Source organism: Pseudoxanthomonas sp. OG2, assembly GCF_014192765.1.
Taxonomy (GTDB): Bacteria; Pseudomonadota; Gammaproteobacteria; order Xanthomonadales; family Xanthomonadaceae; genus Pseudoxanthomonas_A; species Pseudoxanthomonas_A beigongshangi.
Map to the genome: position 1 here is coordinate 2,191,744 of NZ_JACHYM010000001.1, position 14,362 is coordinate 2,206,105.

Genomic DNA, 14,362 nt, shown 5'->3' on the forward strand with positions numbered 1-14,362 from the left:
GCGGATTCCCGACGATGGGGTGGGCGTAGCCTCGCTCCACAGATATCTTTATGTCAAGATATTTTTCATGACGACCCCACCGACCGATATCCCGCCCTCCCCCGCTCCCGACCTGATCGACCAGCTGCTGGCGGACTGGCGCCGCGAACGGCCCGATCTGGATGCTTCCGCGATGGCGGTGGCGGGCCGCGTCCTGCATCTGGGCCGCCTGCTGGAGGCACAGGCCGACGAATGCCTGAAGGCGCTGGAACTGAGCTACACGGAGCTGGACCTGCTGGCGACGCTGCGCCGCTCCGGCGCGCCCTACCGGCTGTCGCCGACCGACCTTCGCCGTTCGGTGCTGCTGACCTCCGGCGCGATGACCGCCTGCCTCAACCGACTGCAGCGGCGCGGCCTGCTTCGGCGCGAGGCGGATCCGCGCGACGGCCGTTCCCTGTTCGCGGTGCTGACCGCCAAGGGCGTCAAGCTGGCGGAGCGCGCCATCGCGCTGCGTTTCGAACAGGCGCGCCTGGCCGTGGCCGGACTGGACGCCGGGGAACAGGCGACACTGGCGGGACTGCTGCGCAAGCTGGGCCAGGGCATGGCGGCGGACTGAGGCGGACCGCGCCGGGTCCGCGCGGTGCGGCGACACCGCGCGCGGCCTACACTGGCCCGCCCACCCGTGCCCCGGCTCCATGCGCCACGATCACATCCTGACCCTGTCCTGTCCCGATCGCACCGGCATCGTCTACCGGGTCACCGGGCTGCTGTTCGAGTCGGACTGCAACATCATCGACGCGCAGCAGTTCGGCGACGAGGAATCCGGGCGCTTCTTCCTGCGCGTGCATTTCGACGTGCCGTCCGCGGCGACCCTGCCGGCACTGGAAGCGCGCTTCGAGACGCTGGCCGAAGCGTTCGGCATGGAATGGCGAATCCACGATGCGCGCCGCAAGGCGCGCCTGCTGGTACTGGTCAGCAAGCAGGGACATTGCCTCAACGATCTGCTGTTCCGCGCGCACAGCCGGCAGTTGCCGGTGGAGATCGCGGCGGTGGCGTCCAACCACGCGGACTTCGGCCCGCTCGCCGCCTCCTATGGCGTGCCGTTCCACCATCTGCCGGTGGATGCGGGCAATCGTCCCGCGCAGGAGCGGCGGATCCTGGATCTGGTCGAATCCGGGCAGGTGGATCTGGTGGTGCTGGCGCGCTACATGCAGATCCTGTCGCCGGAGCTGTGCGACGCGCTGTCCGGGCGCGCGATCAACATCCACCACAGCTTCCTGCCCAGCTTCAAGGGCGCGCATCCGTACCACCAGGCGCACCGGCGCGGGGTCAAGATCATCGGCGCCACCGCGCACTACGTGACCCGCGATCTCGATGAAGGACCGATCATCGAGCAGGACATCGCGCGGGTGGATCACGCGATGACGCCGCGCGATCTGGTCCGGCTGGGCAGCGACACCGAATCGCTGGTGCTGGCGCGCGCGGTGCGCCGGCACGTGGAGCACCGCATCCTGCTCAACGGGCATCGCACGGTGGTGTTCCGCTGATGCGCGCGGAAACCGGAACGGCGCTCAGGGCGGCGGCAGCACTTCGCGCAGGTAGTCGATGAACACCCGCAACTTGGGCGGCAGGTGTTCGCGCGCCGGGTAGTAGATGTGGAAACCGGCGAACGGCGCCTGCCAGGCTTCCAGCACCCGTACCAGCGCCCCGCTGCGCAGTTCCGCTTCGACCTGGGACTCGAACACCTGCGCCATGCCCAGGCCCTGCCGCACCAGCACCAGGCCGAGATCACTGTCGTTGACGATCAACCGGCCACCCACCTCCACCTCGAAATCGCAACCCTCGCGGGTGAACTCCCACGCCATGATGCGGCCGTTGCTGCGCCGGTAGCGCACGCAGGCGTGGTGCACCAGGTCCGCCGGTTCGGCGGGCGCGGGATGGCGGCGGAAGTAGTCGGGGGTGGCGACGATCGCCTGCCGCTGCATCGGCCCGATCGGCAGCGCGATCATTTCCCGGGCCAGCGATTCGCCCAGGCGGATGCCGGCGTCGAAGCCGCCACCGACCAGATCCGCCAGCGCCGGATCGACGAACAGTTCCACCTCCACCTCGGGCCAGCGCGCCATGAAGCCGGGCAGGTGCGGCGCGATCATGCGCTCGGCCACCACCCCGGGCAGGTTGATGCGCAGATGCCCGGCGGGCCGGTCACGCAGGAAGTCCATGTCGCGGAAGGCCTCGTCGATCTGGCGCAGGCCCGGCGCGACCTGCTGCAGGAAGCGCTGGCCGTGTTCGGTCAGCGCGACCCGGCGGGTGGTGCGGTTGAACAGGCGCACGCCGAGCTGGCGTTCCAGCGCGCGCACCGTCTGCGACAGCGCCGAGGGACTGACCTCCAGCTCCAGCGCGGCGCGGGTGAAGCTGGCGTGGTGGGCCACCCGCGCGAAGGCGAGTACGGCCGGCAGCGGATGGGACGCCATTGTGAAGCCTTGCTTCAAACAGGATTCGGATATTGCGTCTTTATCGACGCAATCGCCAGTTCTATCGTGCCCGGGTCGCGTCTGCCCGGCATCGCCGTGCCGGCGTGCCCTCCCCCATCCGCAAGGAGTTCCCGATGAAAACCCGCATGCTGGGCCGCAATGGCCCGACCGTCTCCGCCCTGGGCCTGGGCTGCATGGGCATGAGCGCCTTCTACGGCGGCCGTGGCGAAGAAGGCGAATCCATCGCCGTGATCCACCGCGCGCTGGAGCGTGGCCTGACCCTGCTGGACACCGCCGACATGTACGGCCCGCACACCAACGAAGTGCTGGTCGGCAAGGCCATCGCCGATCGTCGCGATCAGGTGTTCCTGGCCACCAAGTTCGGCATCCGCATGGACCCGGCCGACCCGCACGCGCGTGGCGTCGACGGCCGACCCGAATACGTGCAGGCCGCCTGCGAGGGCAGCCTCGAGCGGCTCGGCGTGGATCACATCGATCTGTACTACCAGCACCGGGTCGATCCGCAGGTGCCGATCGAGGACACCGTGGGCGCGATGTCGCGCCTGGTCGAACAGGGCAAGGTGCGTTTCCTCGGCCTGTCCGAGGCCGCGCCGGACACCATCCGCCGCGCCCACGCGGTGCATCCGATCACCGCTGTGCAGACCGAGTACTCACTGTGGTCGCGCGAGCCCGAGAGCAACCACGTGCTGGATACGGTGCGCGAACTGGGCATCGGCTTCGTGCCCTATTCGCCGCTGGGACGCGGCTTCCTGACCGGCGCGATCCGTTCGCTGGAGGATTTCGACGCCGACGACTACCGCCGTCATTCGCCGCGCTTCCAGGGCGAGAACTTCGCCCGCAACCTGGCGCTGGTGGACCGGGTGCACGCGCTGGCCGCGGACAAGGGCGTGACCGCCGGCCAGCTCGCACTGGCCTGGGTGCTGGCGCAGGGCGATGACCTGGTGCCGATTCCGGGCACCAAGCGCCTGCGTTACCTGGAGGAGAACCTGGACGCGCTGGACGTGGTGCTGGCACCGGAGGAACTGGTCGGCATCGAAGCCGCGTTCCCGCTGGAAGCGGTGGCCGGCGATCGCTACACCGCCGCCGGCATGGCGATGGTCAGCCGCTGAGGAGCAGCCGCTGAGGATCGGCGGATCCCGCCACGCGCCCGGCCATCGCCGGGCGCGTGGTGGCAGGTTCCGTCACAGGCCCAGCCACTGGCGCAGCGGATGCGCCGGATCCGCCAGCAGGCGGATCGCCAGCGCGATGGACACGGTCACCAGCAGCGGCTTGATGATTTTCGCGCCCTGCTTCATCGCGAAACGCGAACCCAATTGCGCGCCGATGAACTGCCCGGCGCCCATCGCCAGGCCGACCTTCCACAGCACCGCGCCGGTGGCGAGGAACACCGCGAAGCCGCCGACGTTGGAGCCGAAGTTGAGGAACTTGGTGTGCGCGGTGGCCTTGAGGATGCCGTAGCCGGCCAGGCTGACGAAGCCCAGCATCAGGAACGAGCCGGTGCCCGGGCCGAACACGCCGTCATAGAAACCCACCACCGGAACGAAGCCGAAACCGAATGCGGTCACGCCCATGCGGCGATGCTTGTCCACGTCGCCGATGTTGGGCTTGAGGCCGAAATACACCGCGATGGCGATCAGCAGGAACGGCAGCGCCATCTTCAGCCAGTCCCCCGGCACCACCGTCGCCAGCAACGCGCCGCCCACCGCGCCCAACGCCGCCATCAGCGCCATCGGCCATTGCATGCGCAGGTCCACGTGGCCATGGCGCGCGTAGCTCCAGCTGGCCGACGCGGATCCGAACAGCGATTGCAGCTTGTTGGTGCCCAGCGTCTGCAACGGCGGAATGCCGGCCAGCAGCATCGCCGGTATGGTGATCATGCCGCCACCACCGGCGATGGAATCGATGAATCCGGCCAGCAGGCCGGCAAGGAACAGCAGCAGCAGGACCTGCAGGGCGATCTCGGGCATGGGTGTTTCTGGGGGAAGGGACGGCGGCGGCTCCTCCGGCCGCTCGGACCTTGTGGGACGCGTGTGACAATGATAATCGCGATGCGCACTGCGCGACGGGAAACGGCTAGCATCGGACCGTCCCCGATACGGAGTTCGATGATGCGCGTCGCCCTGCCCATCCTTCCGCTGCTGTCCGCATTCCTGCTGTGCCCCGCCCAGGCGTGGGCTTCCGACACCGCGCAACGTCCCGAGGTGGCCGCGGCCGCGCGCGATTTGCAGGACAAGGTGCTCGCCTGGCGACGCGACTTCCACCAGCATCCGGAACTGTCCAACCGCGAGGAACGCACCGCCGCGCAGGTGGCCGCGCACCTGCGCAAGCTGGGCCTGCAACCGAAGACCGGCGTCGCGTTCCATGGCGTCACCGCGGTGATCAAGGGCGGCAAGCCGGGCCCGCGCGTGGCGCTGCGGGCGGACATGGACGCGTTGCCGGTGACCGAACAGACCGGCCTGCCGTTCGCCTCCAAGGCCACATCGACCTACCGCGGCGAGACCGTGGGCGTGATGCACGCCTGCGGCCACGACGCGCACACCAGCATCCTGATGGGCGTGGCCGAGGCCTTGGTGGCGATGCGCAAGGATCTGCCGGGCGAGGTGCTGCTGGTGTTCCAGCCGGCCGAGGAAGGCCCGCCCAGCGGCGAGGAAGGCGGTGCCTCGCTGATGCTCAAGCAGGGCCTGTTCGATGGCTTCAAGCCGGACGCGGTGTTCGGCCTGCACGTGTTCGCCAATATCCCGGTGGGACGCATCGCGGTGCGCCAGGGTCCGATGATGGCGGCCTCGGATCGCTTCAGCATCCGCATGATCGGCCGCCAGACCCATGGCTCGCGGCCGTGGGGCGGTGTCGATCCGATCGTGGCGATGGCGGATCTGATCGGCAGCGCGCAGACGATCGTCAGCCGCCGCACCGACATCTCGCGGTTGCCGGCGGTGGTGACCTTCGGCGCGATCAAGGGCGGCATCCGCTACAACATCATTCCCGACGACGTCGAGGTGCTGGGCACCATCCGCACCTTCGACGAGGGCATGCGGCAGAAGATCTTCGCCGACCTGACCAACGTGTCCGAGCATGTCGGCGCCGCGCACGGCGCACGCGCGGAAGTGAACATCGAAAGCCACGACGGCAATCCCGCGACCATCAACGATCCCGCCCTGACCGCGCGCATGCTGCCGAGCCTGCGCGCGGTGGCCGGCGTGGACAACGTGTTCGAGCCGCCGCTGCAGATGGGTTCGGAGGACTTCTCGCTGTACGGGCAGAAGGCGCCAGCGATGTTCTTCTTCGTCGGCGCGACCGGCAAGGACGTGGATCCGGCCACCGCGCCGAGCAACCATTCGCCGAAGTTCCTGCTCGACGAAGGCGCGCTGGACGTGGGTTTCCGCGCGCTGCTGCAGGTCACCCTGGATTATCTGAACGGTGCGCCGGCACCCGCCCCGGCCACTGCCGGCTAGGCCTGCCTTTCCCGGCGGGGTTCAGTCCCCGTCGGCTCCGTCCACGGCCGCCGTGACCGTCACCCGGTAGCGCGCCTCGCGCGCCGGCGGCACCTCCTTTTCCCACGAACGCCGATAGACCAGCCGCAGCTGCGCGGTGCCCGCGCGTTCGGCGACGAAGCGCCAGCGCGACACGCCGCCGGCGCCGGGCATCGGCGGCGACGCGGGCGCGGCCTCGGCAACGGGAGGCGGGTCGACCCGGCGCAATACCGGCGCGCCGGTCTCGATGAGTTCCCAGCCATAGCCGGTGCTGGCGTTGGCCGGCAAGGCGAGGTCGAGGAAGCCGCCCACCGCCAGTTCCCGCGCCTCGGTGCTGGTCTCGCCGGCCGGCATGGCCGGTGTGGCCCCCGCGGAAGGCGACGGAGAAGTCGCCGGTGGCTGTGCGCAGGCGGCCAGCAGGCCGGCCAACGTGGAGACGACGATGCCGCGACGCGCTCCGTTGCTTTCCATGGCGTTCTCCAGGACAGCCTGGCGTACAGGCGGACGGGACTAAACTAACACCATGAGCAAGCCTGAAGATTCCCTGCTGGGGCGCGAGGTCGCCTATCCGGATCACTACGATCCCAGCCTGCTGTTCCCGATTCCACGCCGCCAGGCGCGCGCCGAGATTGGCATCGCCGAAGATGCATTGCCCTTCTCCGGACACGACCGCTGGCACGCCTACGAGCTGAGCTGGCTGGACGCGCGCGGCAAGCCGCGGGTCGCCACCGCGACCTTCACCGTGCCGTGCGATTCGCCGAACCTGATCGAATCCAAGTCGCTCAAGCTGTTCCTCAATTCGCTCAACGCCACCCGCTTCAACAGCGATGCCGCGGTGCTCGAATGCATCCGCACGGATCTGTCGGCGCGCGCCGGCGCCGACGTGACGGTGGCGTTCGGGTTGCCGCCGATGATCGAAACGATCGAGGGCGAGTCGCTGGACGACCTGGACGTGGAGATTGATCACTACGGTCCGCCGCGTCCGGAGGGACTGCTGATCGACGGCACCGTGCTGGTGGAGGAAACCCTGGTGTCGGCGCTGCTCAAGTCCAACTGCCCGGTCACCGGCCAGCCCGACTGGGCCACCGTGGTCATCCGCTACGCGGGGCCGCGCATCGATCGCGCCGAGCTGCTGCGCTATCTGGTCGGCTTCCGTGATCACGCCGAGTTCCACGAGCAATGCGTCGAACGCATTCATTGCGATTTGATGACGCATTGCTCGCCGCAATGGCTGTCGGTGGAAGCGCGCTATACCCGCCGCGGGGGCCTGGATATCAATCCCTGGCGCGCCACCCCCGGCGTAACCGCGCTTCCGGCGCAACGTGAACCGCGTCAATAGCCGCTGGCTGAAGGCCACGCCGGTCTTCACGCCAATGCCATGATTTCTTAACAGGGCGCATGCAAGGCTAGCTCGTCCCAACATCCTGCACGGAAGGACGGTTGTGTATGAGCAACGAGAAGAAAGCGGATTTTTCGGGCGTCACCGCGAAGGTGGATTCCACCGAGCAACTCGTGGAGAAGGCTGACTTCTCCGGTGTCACCGCACGCGTGGACAGCACCGAGGAACTGGTCGGCGAACAGAGCTACACGATCGAGAAGGGCGACACGCTCTCCAAGATCGCCAAGGAACACTACGGCAATGCCAACGCCTGGAAGCATATCTTCGAGGCCAATCGCGACGTCATCGAGGATCCGGATCGGATCTTCCCGGGCCAGGTGATCAAGCTGCCTCCCAAGGACAGCATCGCCTGACCGCGCGCTCACCCTACCGACCATTCAACGGCTGACACAAGGACTGACACCATGAAGCAGAACCGCATTTCCTATGCCCTGATGATCGCGCTGGCCGGCACCGTGGCCTTGGCCGCCTGCAAGAAGAAGGAAGAACCGGTAGCCCCGCCGCCGGCCGCGACCGAACCGGCTCCGGCACCCGCGCCCGCTCCGGCCGAACCCGCTCCCGCTCCGGTGAGCGCCACCAGCGTGACCGTGGGCAACACCGCAGCCGCCGACAAGTCGGTGGCCGCCGTTTCCACCTTCACCCCGAAGGACAAGATCATCGTTTCGGTGAAGACCGATGCGAACACGCCGGCCAATGCCAATATCGATGCCAAGTTGACCTACCAGGACGGGCAGGTTGCCGGCCAGAAGACTCAAGCCATCAAGGCCGAGGATGCTGGCACCACGAACATCGAATTCACCAATGCCAATCCCTGGCCCGCCGGCAAGTACAAGGTCGACGTGACCTTGGACGGGCAGGCCGTCGGCATGACCCAGGAAATCGAAGTCAAGTAATCCCACCCTCTCTCCCACCCTGGTGGGCAAGCTCGGGCGCGATGCGAATCGCGCCCGCTTTTTTTTGCGGCCTCCCACCATGCCGCGGGCCATACGCCGGGCCATGGTGATCCGGGTTTTGCCCATGACTGCATAAACCGCGACAATGGGGGTCCGCTTCACCCGTCGTACCCCACACCTTTGCTGGACCCTTTTTGTTCACCCCCGCGCGCGGTCCGCCGCGTGCCATCTCAACCGGGAGCAGTTCCATGGCAGAACCTGTCCTCACCCCGCCCCCCGGCGGTGAGAAGATCACCATCTCCGGCGGCAAGCTCAATGTCCCCAACCATCCGATCATTCCCTTCATCGAGGGTGACGGCACCGGTCCGGACATCTGGCGCGCCAGCGTCCGCGTGCTCGACGCGGCGGTGGAAAAAGCCTACGGCGGCGCCAAGAAGATCCATTGGCTGGAAGTGTTCGCCGGCGAGAAATCTAACAACCAGTTCGGCACCTGGCTGCCGGATTCGACCGTGCAGGCCTGCCGCGACTACCTGGTCTCGATCAAGGGCCCGCTGACCACGCCGGTCGGCGGCGGCATCCGCTCGCTCAACGTGGCGCTGCGCCAGATGCTGGACCTGTACGTCTGCCTGCGCCCGGTGCGCTGGTTCGAGGGCGTGCCCTCGCCGGTCAAGAAGCCGGGCGACGTCGACATGGTGATCTTCCGCGAGAACACCGAGGACATCTACGCCGGCATCGAATGGGCCGGCGGCAGCGCCGAGTCGCAGAAGGTGCTGGACTTCCTGGCCAAGGAATTCCCGCAGGCGTTCGGCAAGATCCGCTTCGGCACCCAGGAAAAGGCCAACGAGTGGCAGCAGGCGCTGGAAGGCATCGGCGCCCCGCACCGCGAGGTGGGCGTGGACGTCGGCCTGGGCATCAAGCCGGTCAGCCGCCTGGGCACCGAGCGCCTGGTCCACAGCGCCATCCAGTACGCCATCGACAACGGCCGCAAGTCGGTCACGCTGGTGCACAAGGGCAACATCATGAAGTTCACCGAAGGTGGCTTCCGTGACTGGGGCTACCAGGTGGCGCGCGACTACTTCGGCGCGGTGGAGCTGGACGGCGGTCCGTGGCACGTGATTCCGGAAGGCAAGCCGGGCGCGGGCATCGTCATCAAGGACGCCATCGCCGACGCGTTCCTGCAGCAGATCCTGCTGCGTCCGCGCGAGTACGACGTGTCCGCCACGCTCAACCTCAACGGTGACTACCTGTCCGACGCGCTGGCCGCGCAGGTCGGCGGCATCGGCATCGCGCCGGGCGCCAACATCAACTACGTGACCGGCCACGCGGTGTTCGAGGCGACCCACGGCACCGCGCCCAAGTACGCCGATCTGGACAAGGTGAACCCGGGTTCGGTGATCCTGTCCGGCGAGATGATGCTGCGCTACATGGGCTGGACCGAAGCCGCCGACAAGATCATCGACGGCGTCAACAAGGCCATCGCCAGCAAGCGCGTGACCTACGACTTCGCCCGCCTGATGGACGGCGCCACCGAAGTGAAGTGCAGCGAGTTCGCCGACGAGATCATCAAGCACCTGTGAGGGTGGTGATCCGCGGTTGATGTCGCAGACGCCCGGCCTCGCGCCGGGCGTCTTCTTTTTGGGGGGCGATTCCCGCAACTCCGCGCCAAAGGCAAATCCCCCTCGGTCCCCCTTTTTCAAAGGGGGAGGCAAAGCCGGTTTCCGAGCGTCGGGGTTGCTCGTATGCCCCTTTGAAAAAGGGGGCGGGCGCCGAAGGCGACGGGGGATTGGCTCTTCGCGCCAAAAGCAAATCCCCCTCGGTCCCCCTTTTTCAAAGGGGGAGGCAAAGCCGGTTTCCGAGCGTCGGGGTTGCTCGTATGCCCCCTTTGAAAAAGGGGGCGGGCGCCGAAGGCGACGGGGGATTGGCTCTTCGCGCCAAAGGCAAATCTGCCCTGGTTCCCCTTTGGCTTTCAACAGCCGACTGGCTGATCAAAGGGGAGGTGGAAAAGTGCGCTCCCGAGCCGGTGCCGCGGGCTCACCGGAACAACGACAGCGCGGTCATCTCGCGTCGCCGACGGGCGTGCAGTACCCGCAGGGCACGCTCGTGGCGTCCGGGCGGGACCGGCCGCCGCGCCGGGCGCTGCTCGCCGTCGCCCGTGCGGAGCGCTTCGGTACTGGCGATGTGACCATCTAGGAACAGCATGCCCTGGCTGACGGCGCCCAGTTCACGCCACCACGAATGTTTCGTTTCGGTACGCATGGGATTCTCCTGCCGCCGGGACGTCCGGCTTGAACAGGAACCAAGTTAGGCTCATCCTGATTGCAGAAAAAGCGAAACCTCCGCAAGCCAGCCTTGAGCCGGGTTCAACATGGACCAATCCGCATGAGCCGTTTGCCGCTGGACCAGATCGACGCCTTCGTCACCGCCGCGCGGTTGAAGAACCTGACCCGCGCGGCCGAGGCCATGCACCTGACGGTGAGCGCGCTCAGCCATCGGATGCGATTGCTGGAGGAACGGGTAGGCCACAAGCTGCTGGCGCGTGGACCGCGCGGGGTCGAACTGACTCCGGAGGGCCAGCGCCTGTTCGACGCGGTGGCCACGCCGCTGGATGCGATCGGCCACGCGCTGCAACGGATGTCGGCGCGCAACGACCACGTCATCACCCTGAGCCTGATCCCGTCGATGGCCACCGCCTGGCTGGTGCCGCGCCTGCCCGATTTCCTGGCCGCCAATCCGGAGCTCGGCCTGAACCTGCAGTCGAGCACCCACGTGGTGGATTTCGATCGCGAACCGGTCGACGTGGCGCTGCGGCTGGGCGGCGGGCGCTGGCCCGGCGTCCGCTCGGAACTGCTGTTCCACGAATGGATCCAACCGGTCGCCAGCCCGGCCTTCCTCAAGCGCCACGGCAAGCCCGCGCTCACGCGCATCGGCAGCCTGCCGCTGCTGGGCGATCCCTCCGATCGCTGGAAGGAATGGTTCGCCGAGTTCGGCGGCGAGGTGCCGCGCCGGTTCGTGGCCCAGTTCGACGACACCGAGACCCTGCACCAGGCCGCCGCGCAGGGCATGGGGGTGGCGTTGGCGCGGCTCACCCTCGCCGAACCGCTGATCAAGGCGGGCCGGCTGGTACCGCTGACCGGCAAATGCCTGCAGGCCGATTTCGCCCACTACCTGGTCTATCCGGAGCGCAGCCTGGCGCATCCGGATTTCCAGACCGTGCGCAAATGGGTGCTGGACCAGGCGCGGGTGGACGCATGATCCAGCCGACCGTCATCGCCACGCTCATCCACGATGCGTTCGCCGACTATCACGCGCGCTTCGCCGAGATCACCCAGCGCGCGCGGCATCGGTTCGAGACCATGGACTGGGCCGGCGCGCGCGCCGATGCGGTCGAGCGCATCGAGCTGTACGACGAATGCATCGCCGAATGCGCGCTGCGCCTGCAGGCGGCGCTGCTGGATCACGCGCATGACCGTACCCTGTGGTCGGCGGTGCGCGACGGCTACGACCGGCTGATCGCGGATCTGATCGACCGCGAGCTGTACAAGACCTTCTACAACACCCTGACCCGGCGCTTCTTCAAGACCCGCGGCGTGGATCCGTCGATCGAGTTCATCGCGATGGACGTCGAACCGACCGACGCCATCACCCATCCGGTCGCGCGGCACAGCTACGCGGTGTCCGAGCAGCGCCCCACCGACACCTTCGTGCGGGTGCTGGGCGATTATCGCTTCGATATTCCCTACGCACACCGCACCCGCTGCGCGGCCTCGATTGCCATCCGCCTGCAGGACGATCTGGCGCACTGGGGCGAGAACCCGGTGCGCGGGATCGAACTGCTGGACACGGTGTTCTACCGCGAGCGCCGCGCCTACCTGATCGGCCGGGTGTTCGGCGAGCACCGCTTCTCGCCCTGCGTGATCGCGCTGGTCAACGACGGCGGCAAGCTGAAGGCCGAGGCGGTGCTGACCCGGCGTGGCGACGTCGCGCACCTGTTCGGCACCTCGCGCAGCTATTTCCACGCGGACCTGTCCACCGTCGGCGACGCGGTGGTGTTCCTGCGCTCGCTGCTGCCGGGCAAGCCGATCGACGAGATCTACACGGTGCTGGGCCGGGCCAAGCAGGGCAAGACCGAACGCTTCCGCACCTTCTTCCATCACTTCGACACCCAGGCCGGCGAGCAGCTGGTGCAGGCCGAGGGCACCCCGGGCATGGTGATGGCGGTGTTCACCCTGCCCAGCTATCCGCTGGTGTTCAAGATCATCCGCGACCGTTTCGCCTATCCCAAGGAAGTCAGCCGCAAGGACGTGGAGGACCGCTACAACCTGGTGTTCCACCTGGATCGCGTCGGTCGCCTGCTGGACACCCAGCCCTACCGTTTCCTGCGCTTCCCGCGCGCGCGTTTCGCGCCTGCCCTGCTGGAGGAACTGCGGTCCACCTGCGGTCACGGCATCACCGAGGACGGCGACGACCTGATCATCCACCTGTGCTACGTGCAACGGCGGTTGCGCCCGCTCAACCTGTACCTGCGCGAGCAGAAGCCCGAGGCCGCGCTCGCCGCCGCCATCGACTACGGCCAGGCGATCAAGGACATGGCGCGCAACAACATCTTCCCCGGCGACATGCTGCTGAAGAATTTCGGCGTGTCGCGGCACGGCCGCGCGGTGTTCTACGACTACGACGAGCTGTGCCTGGTCACCGACTGCCACTTCCGCGACTGGCCGCAACCCACCTGTTATGAGGAGGAAATGGCCGACGGGCCGTGGTTCTACGTTGGTCCTGGCGACGTGTTTCCGGAACGCTTCCCGCAGTTCCTCGGCCTGCCCGCGCCGCAGGCGAGCGCATTGCGCGCGGCGCATGGCGATCTGTTCGGCGCCGGCTGGTGGCGCGATCTGCAGGCGCGGCTGGCCGCCGGCGACTATCCGGACACGCCGCCGTATCCGGACGCGTTGAAACTGGCCTGAGCTTCGTCTGAGCCGCTACGCGCGGGCTTCCACGATCGCGTCCATTTCCCTGCGGCGGTGCGGCTCGACATTCGGACACGTCCTATGGGAGATCCCGCCCGGGCCGCCTAACGTCTCCGGTTCCTTCACCGGTAACGGCATCGTGCGACTCATTCCCCGAATCCTGCTTTCCATTCTGATGGTCGCCGCATGGCCGCTTGCGGCCAAGGACGCGGTACCGCCATCGCCAGCGGAAACCTTCCAGCTCTATATCCGCACCTTCCTCCGTTTCGACACGGAAGCCGCCAGAACGCTCCAGGACGCAATCGAACCCCGGTATGGCGCCGGTATCGTCCCCAAACCGGAAGACGTCGCCGCGATGGCGGCACTGGTTCGCTCCGGCGGCGTACCCGGATTCCCGACTCAGGCCGAGGTCGCGGGAAGCGGCGAGGATCCGGTGGAAAAGAAGATCATGCAGTCCATGCAGCTGATATCCGCCCCTCTGTACGATACTTTCACCAGCGTGGCCTGCACGGTCGGGGACGTCACCATCACCAGTCCCGGCGAGCCTGCCGAGGGAAAGGTCGCGACCTTCGCCTACACCTGTCTTGTTCCGGATGTCTCCCGCACGCACGAAGCTTTCCAGGCCGCCATGAACGAGCCCTCGCCGGAGCGGATGGAGGCCTTCGCCAATACGTACATCGCCGCACTGAAGGGTCCTCGCAACAGCCGGGTCGAGGGCACCTTCACGCTATCCGCCGCGACCGCCGATGGTCCCTGGTACGACCCTGACCGCGATTTCATCAGCGTCCTGTACGCGCTGCAGATGGCGATGGTGCCGTTCGCGGATCTGCACGAGGAAACCGAGGTCGCGAAGGTTCCACCGCTCACCGGCGTCCCGAACTGCGACGTGCTGATCGCGCGGCATCGCGCCTGCATGACCCGGCGCGCCCCCGACGCGCTGCCGGTGGTGGAGGAGATGGCGGACGAACTCGAACAGATGTCGGCATTCCGCGATGCCCGGGACATGACCCGCCATTGCAAGACGCTTCATCTGCTACTCCAAACCCAGTGGGGACCGGAGTGCTTCGCCACTCCCTGACCCCTTGTTACGGTATCGACACGGGGAGGCGGGGCTTCCCGAAGCGACAATTGTCCCCGCCAGTTCCGAAGATCGCCAGCGACCTGATCA

General features: G+C 67.4%; 15 protein-coding genes. 11 read left to right on the top strand and 4 right to left on the bottom strand.

Going from position 1 to position 14,362, the window contains the following annotated elements; all coding sequences use genetic code 11:
- Positions 1–67: 67 nt before the first annotated feature.
- A complete protein-coding gene (locus FHW78_RS10015; protein ID WP_183639771.1) occupies positions 68–595 on the top strand; it encodes a MarR family transcriptional regulator in 528 nt (175 codons plus the stop codon).
- A 79-nt stretch (positions 596–674) separates the two neighbouring features.
- The gene (gene purU / locus FHW78_RS10020; protein WP_183639773.1) at positions 675–1,526 is read left to right on the top strand and encodes a formyltetrahydrofolate deformylase; all 852 of its coding nucleotides are present in this window, start codon (positions 675–677) and stop codon (positions 1,524–1,526) included.
- A gap of 24 nt (positions 1,527–1,550) precedes the next feature.
- Here purU and FHW78_RS10025 read toward each other — a convergent pair whose 3' ends face one another.
- Positions 1,551–2,450 (bottom strand): LysR family transcriptional regulator, encoded by a 900-nt coding sequence (locus FHW78_RS10025; protein ID WP_183639776.1) that lies wholly within the window; start codon positions 2,448–2,450, stop codon positions 1,551–1,553.
- A 134-nt stretch (positions 2,451–2,584) separates the two neighbouring features.
- Here FHW78_RS10025 and FHW78_RS10030 point away from each other — a divergent pair, with 134 nt between their 5' ends.
- Positions 2,585–3,580 (top strand): aldo/keto reductase, encoded by a 996-nt coding sequence (locus tag FHW78_RS10030; RefSeq protein WP_183639777.1) that lies wholly within the window; start codon positions 2,585–2,587, stop codon positions 3,578–3,580.
- A gap of 72 nt (positions 3,581–3,652) precedes the next feature.
- Here the strand turns inward: FHW78_RS10030 and FHW78_RS10035 are convergent, their stop codons facing one another.
- Positions 3,653–4,438, bottom strand: coding sequence for a TSUP family transporter (locus FHW78_RS10035; RefSeq protein WP_183639779.1), 786 nt, complete (start codon positions 4,436–4,438; stop codon positions 3,653–3,655).
- A gap of 141 nt (positions 4,439–4,579) precedes the next feature.
- On the opposite strand from FHW78_RS10035, the gene FHW78_RS10040 reads away from it, so the two are divergent.
- Positions 4,580–5,923 carry a M20 family metallopeptidase gene (locus tag FHW78_RS10040; protein WP_183639781.1) on the top strand — a complete coding sequence of 448 codons (1,344 nt, stop codon included), beginning with the start codon at positions 4,580–4,582 and terminating at the stop codon, positions 5,921–5,923.
- Positions 5,924–5,944: 21 nt separating this feature from the next.
- On the opposite strand, the gene FHW78_RS10045 is transcribed toward FHW78_RS10040, so the two are convergent.
- On the bottom strand, positions 5,945–6,412 hold the full coding sequence (locus FHW78_RS10045; protein WP_183639783.1) for a protease inhibitor I42 family protein: 468 nt from the start codon (positions 6,410–6,412) through the stop codon (positions 5,945–5,947).
- A gap of 52 nt (positions 6,413–6,464) precedes the next feature.
- On the opposite strand from FHW78_RS10045, the gene queF reads away from it, so the two are divergent.
- From queF to icd, 4 genes are all read left to right on the top strand, one after another.
- Positions 6,465–7,280 (top strand): NADPH-dependent 7-cyano-7-deazaguanine reductase QueF, encoded by an 816-nt coding sequence (gene queF, locus FHW78_RS10050; RefSeq protein ID WP_183639786.1) that lies wholly within the window; start codon positions 6,465–6,467, stop codon positions 7,278–7,280.
- A gap of 107 nt (positions 7,281–7,387) precedes the next feature.
- Positions 7,388–7,693: a LysM peptidoglycan-binding domain-containing protein gene (locus FHW78_RS10055; protein WP_183639788.1), complete on the top strand. Its 306-nt coding sequence runs from the start codon at positions 7,388–7,390 to the stop codon at positions 7,691–7,693.
- Positions 7,694–7,744: 51 nt separating this feature from the next.
- A complete protein-coding gene (locus FHW78_RS10060; protein ID WP_183639790.1) occupies positions 7,745–8,233 on the top strand; it encodes a hypothetical protein in 489 nt (162 codons plus the stop codon).
- 248 nt (positions 8,234–8,481) lie between these two features.
- On the top strand, positions 8,482–9,810 hold the full coding sequence (gene icd, locus FHW78_RS10065; protein WP_183639791.1) for an isocitrate dehydrogenase (NADP(+)): 1,329 nt from the start codon (positions 8,482–8,484) through the stop codon (positions 9,808–9,810).
- Between the two features lie 454 nt (positions 9,811–10,264).
- Here the strand turns inward: icd and FHW78_RS10070 are convergent, their stop codons facing one another.
- Positions 10,265–10,489: a hypothetical protein gene (locus tag FHW78_RS10070; RefSeq protein WP_183639793.1), complete on the bottom strand. Its 225-nt coding sequence runs from the start codon at positions 10,487–10,489 to the stop codon at positions 10,265–10,267.
- 123 nt (positions 10,490–10,612) lie between these two features.
- Between FHW78_RS10070 and FHW78_RS10075 the strand changes: the two genes are divergently transcribed.
- The 3 genes from FHW78_RS10075 (at position 10,613) to FHW78_RS10085 (ending at position 14,272) form a co-directional block, all read left to right on the top strand.
- Positions 10,613–11,485 (top strand): LysR substrate-binding domain-containing protein, encoded by an 873-nt coding sequence (locus tag FHW78_RS10075; RefSeq protein ID WP_183639795.1) that lies wholly within the window; start codon positions 10,613–10,615, stop codon positions 11,483–11,485.
- A complete protein-coding gene (gene aceK / locus FHW78_RS10080; protein WP_255443182.1) occupies positions 11,452–13,191 on the top strand; it encodes a bifunctional isocitrate dehydrogenase kinase/phosphatase in 1,740 nt (579 codons plus the stop codon). Before FHW78_RS10075 ends, aceK begins: the two co-directional genes overlap by 34 nt.
- 142 nt (positions 13,192–13,333) lie before the next feature.
- Entirely contained in the window at positions 13,334–14,272 is a 939-nt protein-coding gene (locus tag FHW78_RS10085; RefSeq protein ID WP_183639799.1) for a hypothetical protein, read from the top strand.
- The last annotated feature ends 90 nt before the right edge of the window (positions 14,273–14,362 follow it).

Coding starts and splice junctions, on each gene's coding strand:
- FHW78_RS10015 (WP_183639771.1), top strand. CDS start 68: ATGACGACCCCACCGACCGATATCCCGCCCTCCCCCGCTCCCGACCTG.
- purU (WP_183639773.1), top strand. CDS start 675: ATGCGCCACGATCACATCCTGACCCTGTCCTGTCCCGATCGCACCGGC.
- FHW78_RS10025 (WP_183639776.1), bottom strand. CDS start 2,450: ATGGCGTCCCATCCGCTGCCGGCCGTACTCGCCTTCGCGCGGGTGGCC.
- FHW78_RS10030 (WP_183639777.1), top strand. CDS start 2,585: ATGAAAACCCGCATGCTGGGCCGCAATGGCCCGACCGTCTCCGCCCTG.
- FHW78_RS10035 (WP_183639779.1), bottom strand. CDS start 4,438: ATGCCCGAGATCGCCCTGCAGGTCCTGCTGCTGCTGTTCCTTGCCGGC.
- FHW78_RS10040 (WP_183639781.1), top strand. CDS start 4,580: ATGCGCGTCGCCCTGCCCATCCTTCCGCTGCTGTCCGCATTCCTGCTG.
- FHW78_RS10045 (WP_183639783.1), bottom strand. CDS start 6,412: ATGGAAAGCAACGGAGCGCGTCGCGGCATCGTCGTCTCCACGTTGGCC.
- queF (WP_183639786.1), top strand. CDS start 6,465: ATGAGCAAGCCTGAAGATTCCCTGCTGGGGCGCGAGGTCGCCTATCCG.
- FHW78_RS10055 (WP_183639788.1), top strand. CDS start 7,388: ATGAGCAACGAGAAGAAAGCGGATTTTTCGGGCGTCACCGCGAAGGTG.
- FHW78_RS10060 (WP_183639790.1), top strand. CDS start 7,745: ATGAAGCAGAACCGCATTTCCTATGCCCTGATGATCGCGCTGGCCGGC.
- icd (WP_183639791.1), top strand. CDS start 8,482: ATGGCAGAACCTGTCCTCACCCCGCCCCCCGGCGGTGAGAAGATCACC.
- FHW78_RS10070 (WP_183639793.1), bottom strand. CDS start 10,489: ATGCGTACCGAAACGAAACATTCGTGGTGGCGTGAACTGGGCGCCGTC.
- FHW78_RS10075 (WP_183639795.1), top strand. CDS start 10,613: ATGAGCCGTTTGCCGCTGGACCAGATCGACGCCTTCGTCACCGCCGCG.
- aceK (WP_255443182.1), top strand. CDS start 11,452: ATGGGTGCTGGACCAGGCGCGGGTGGACGCATGATCCAGCCGACCGTC.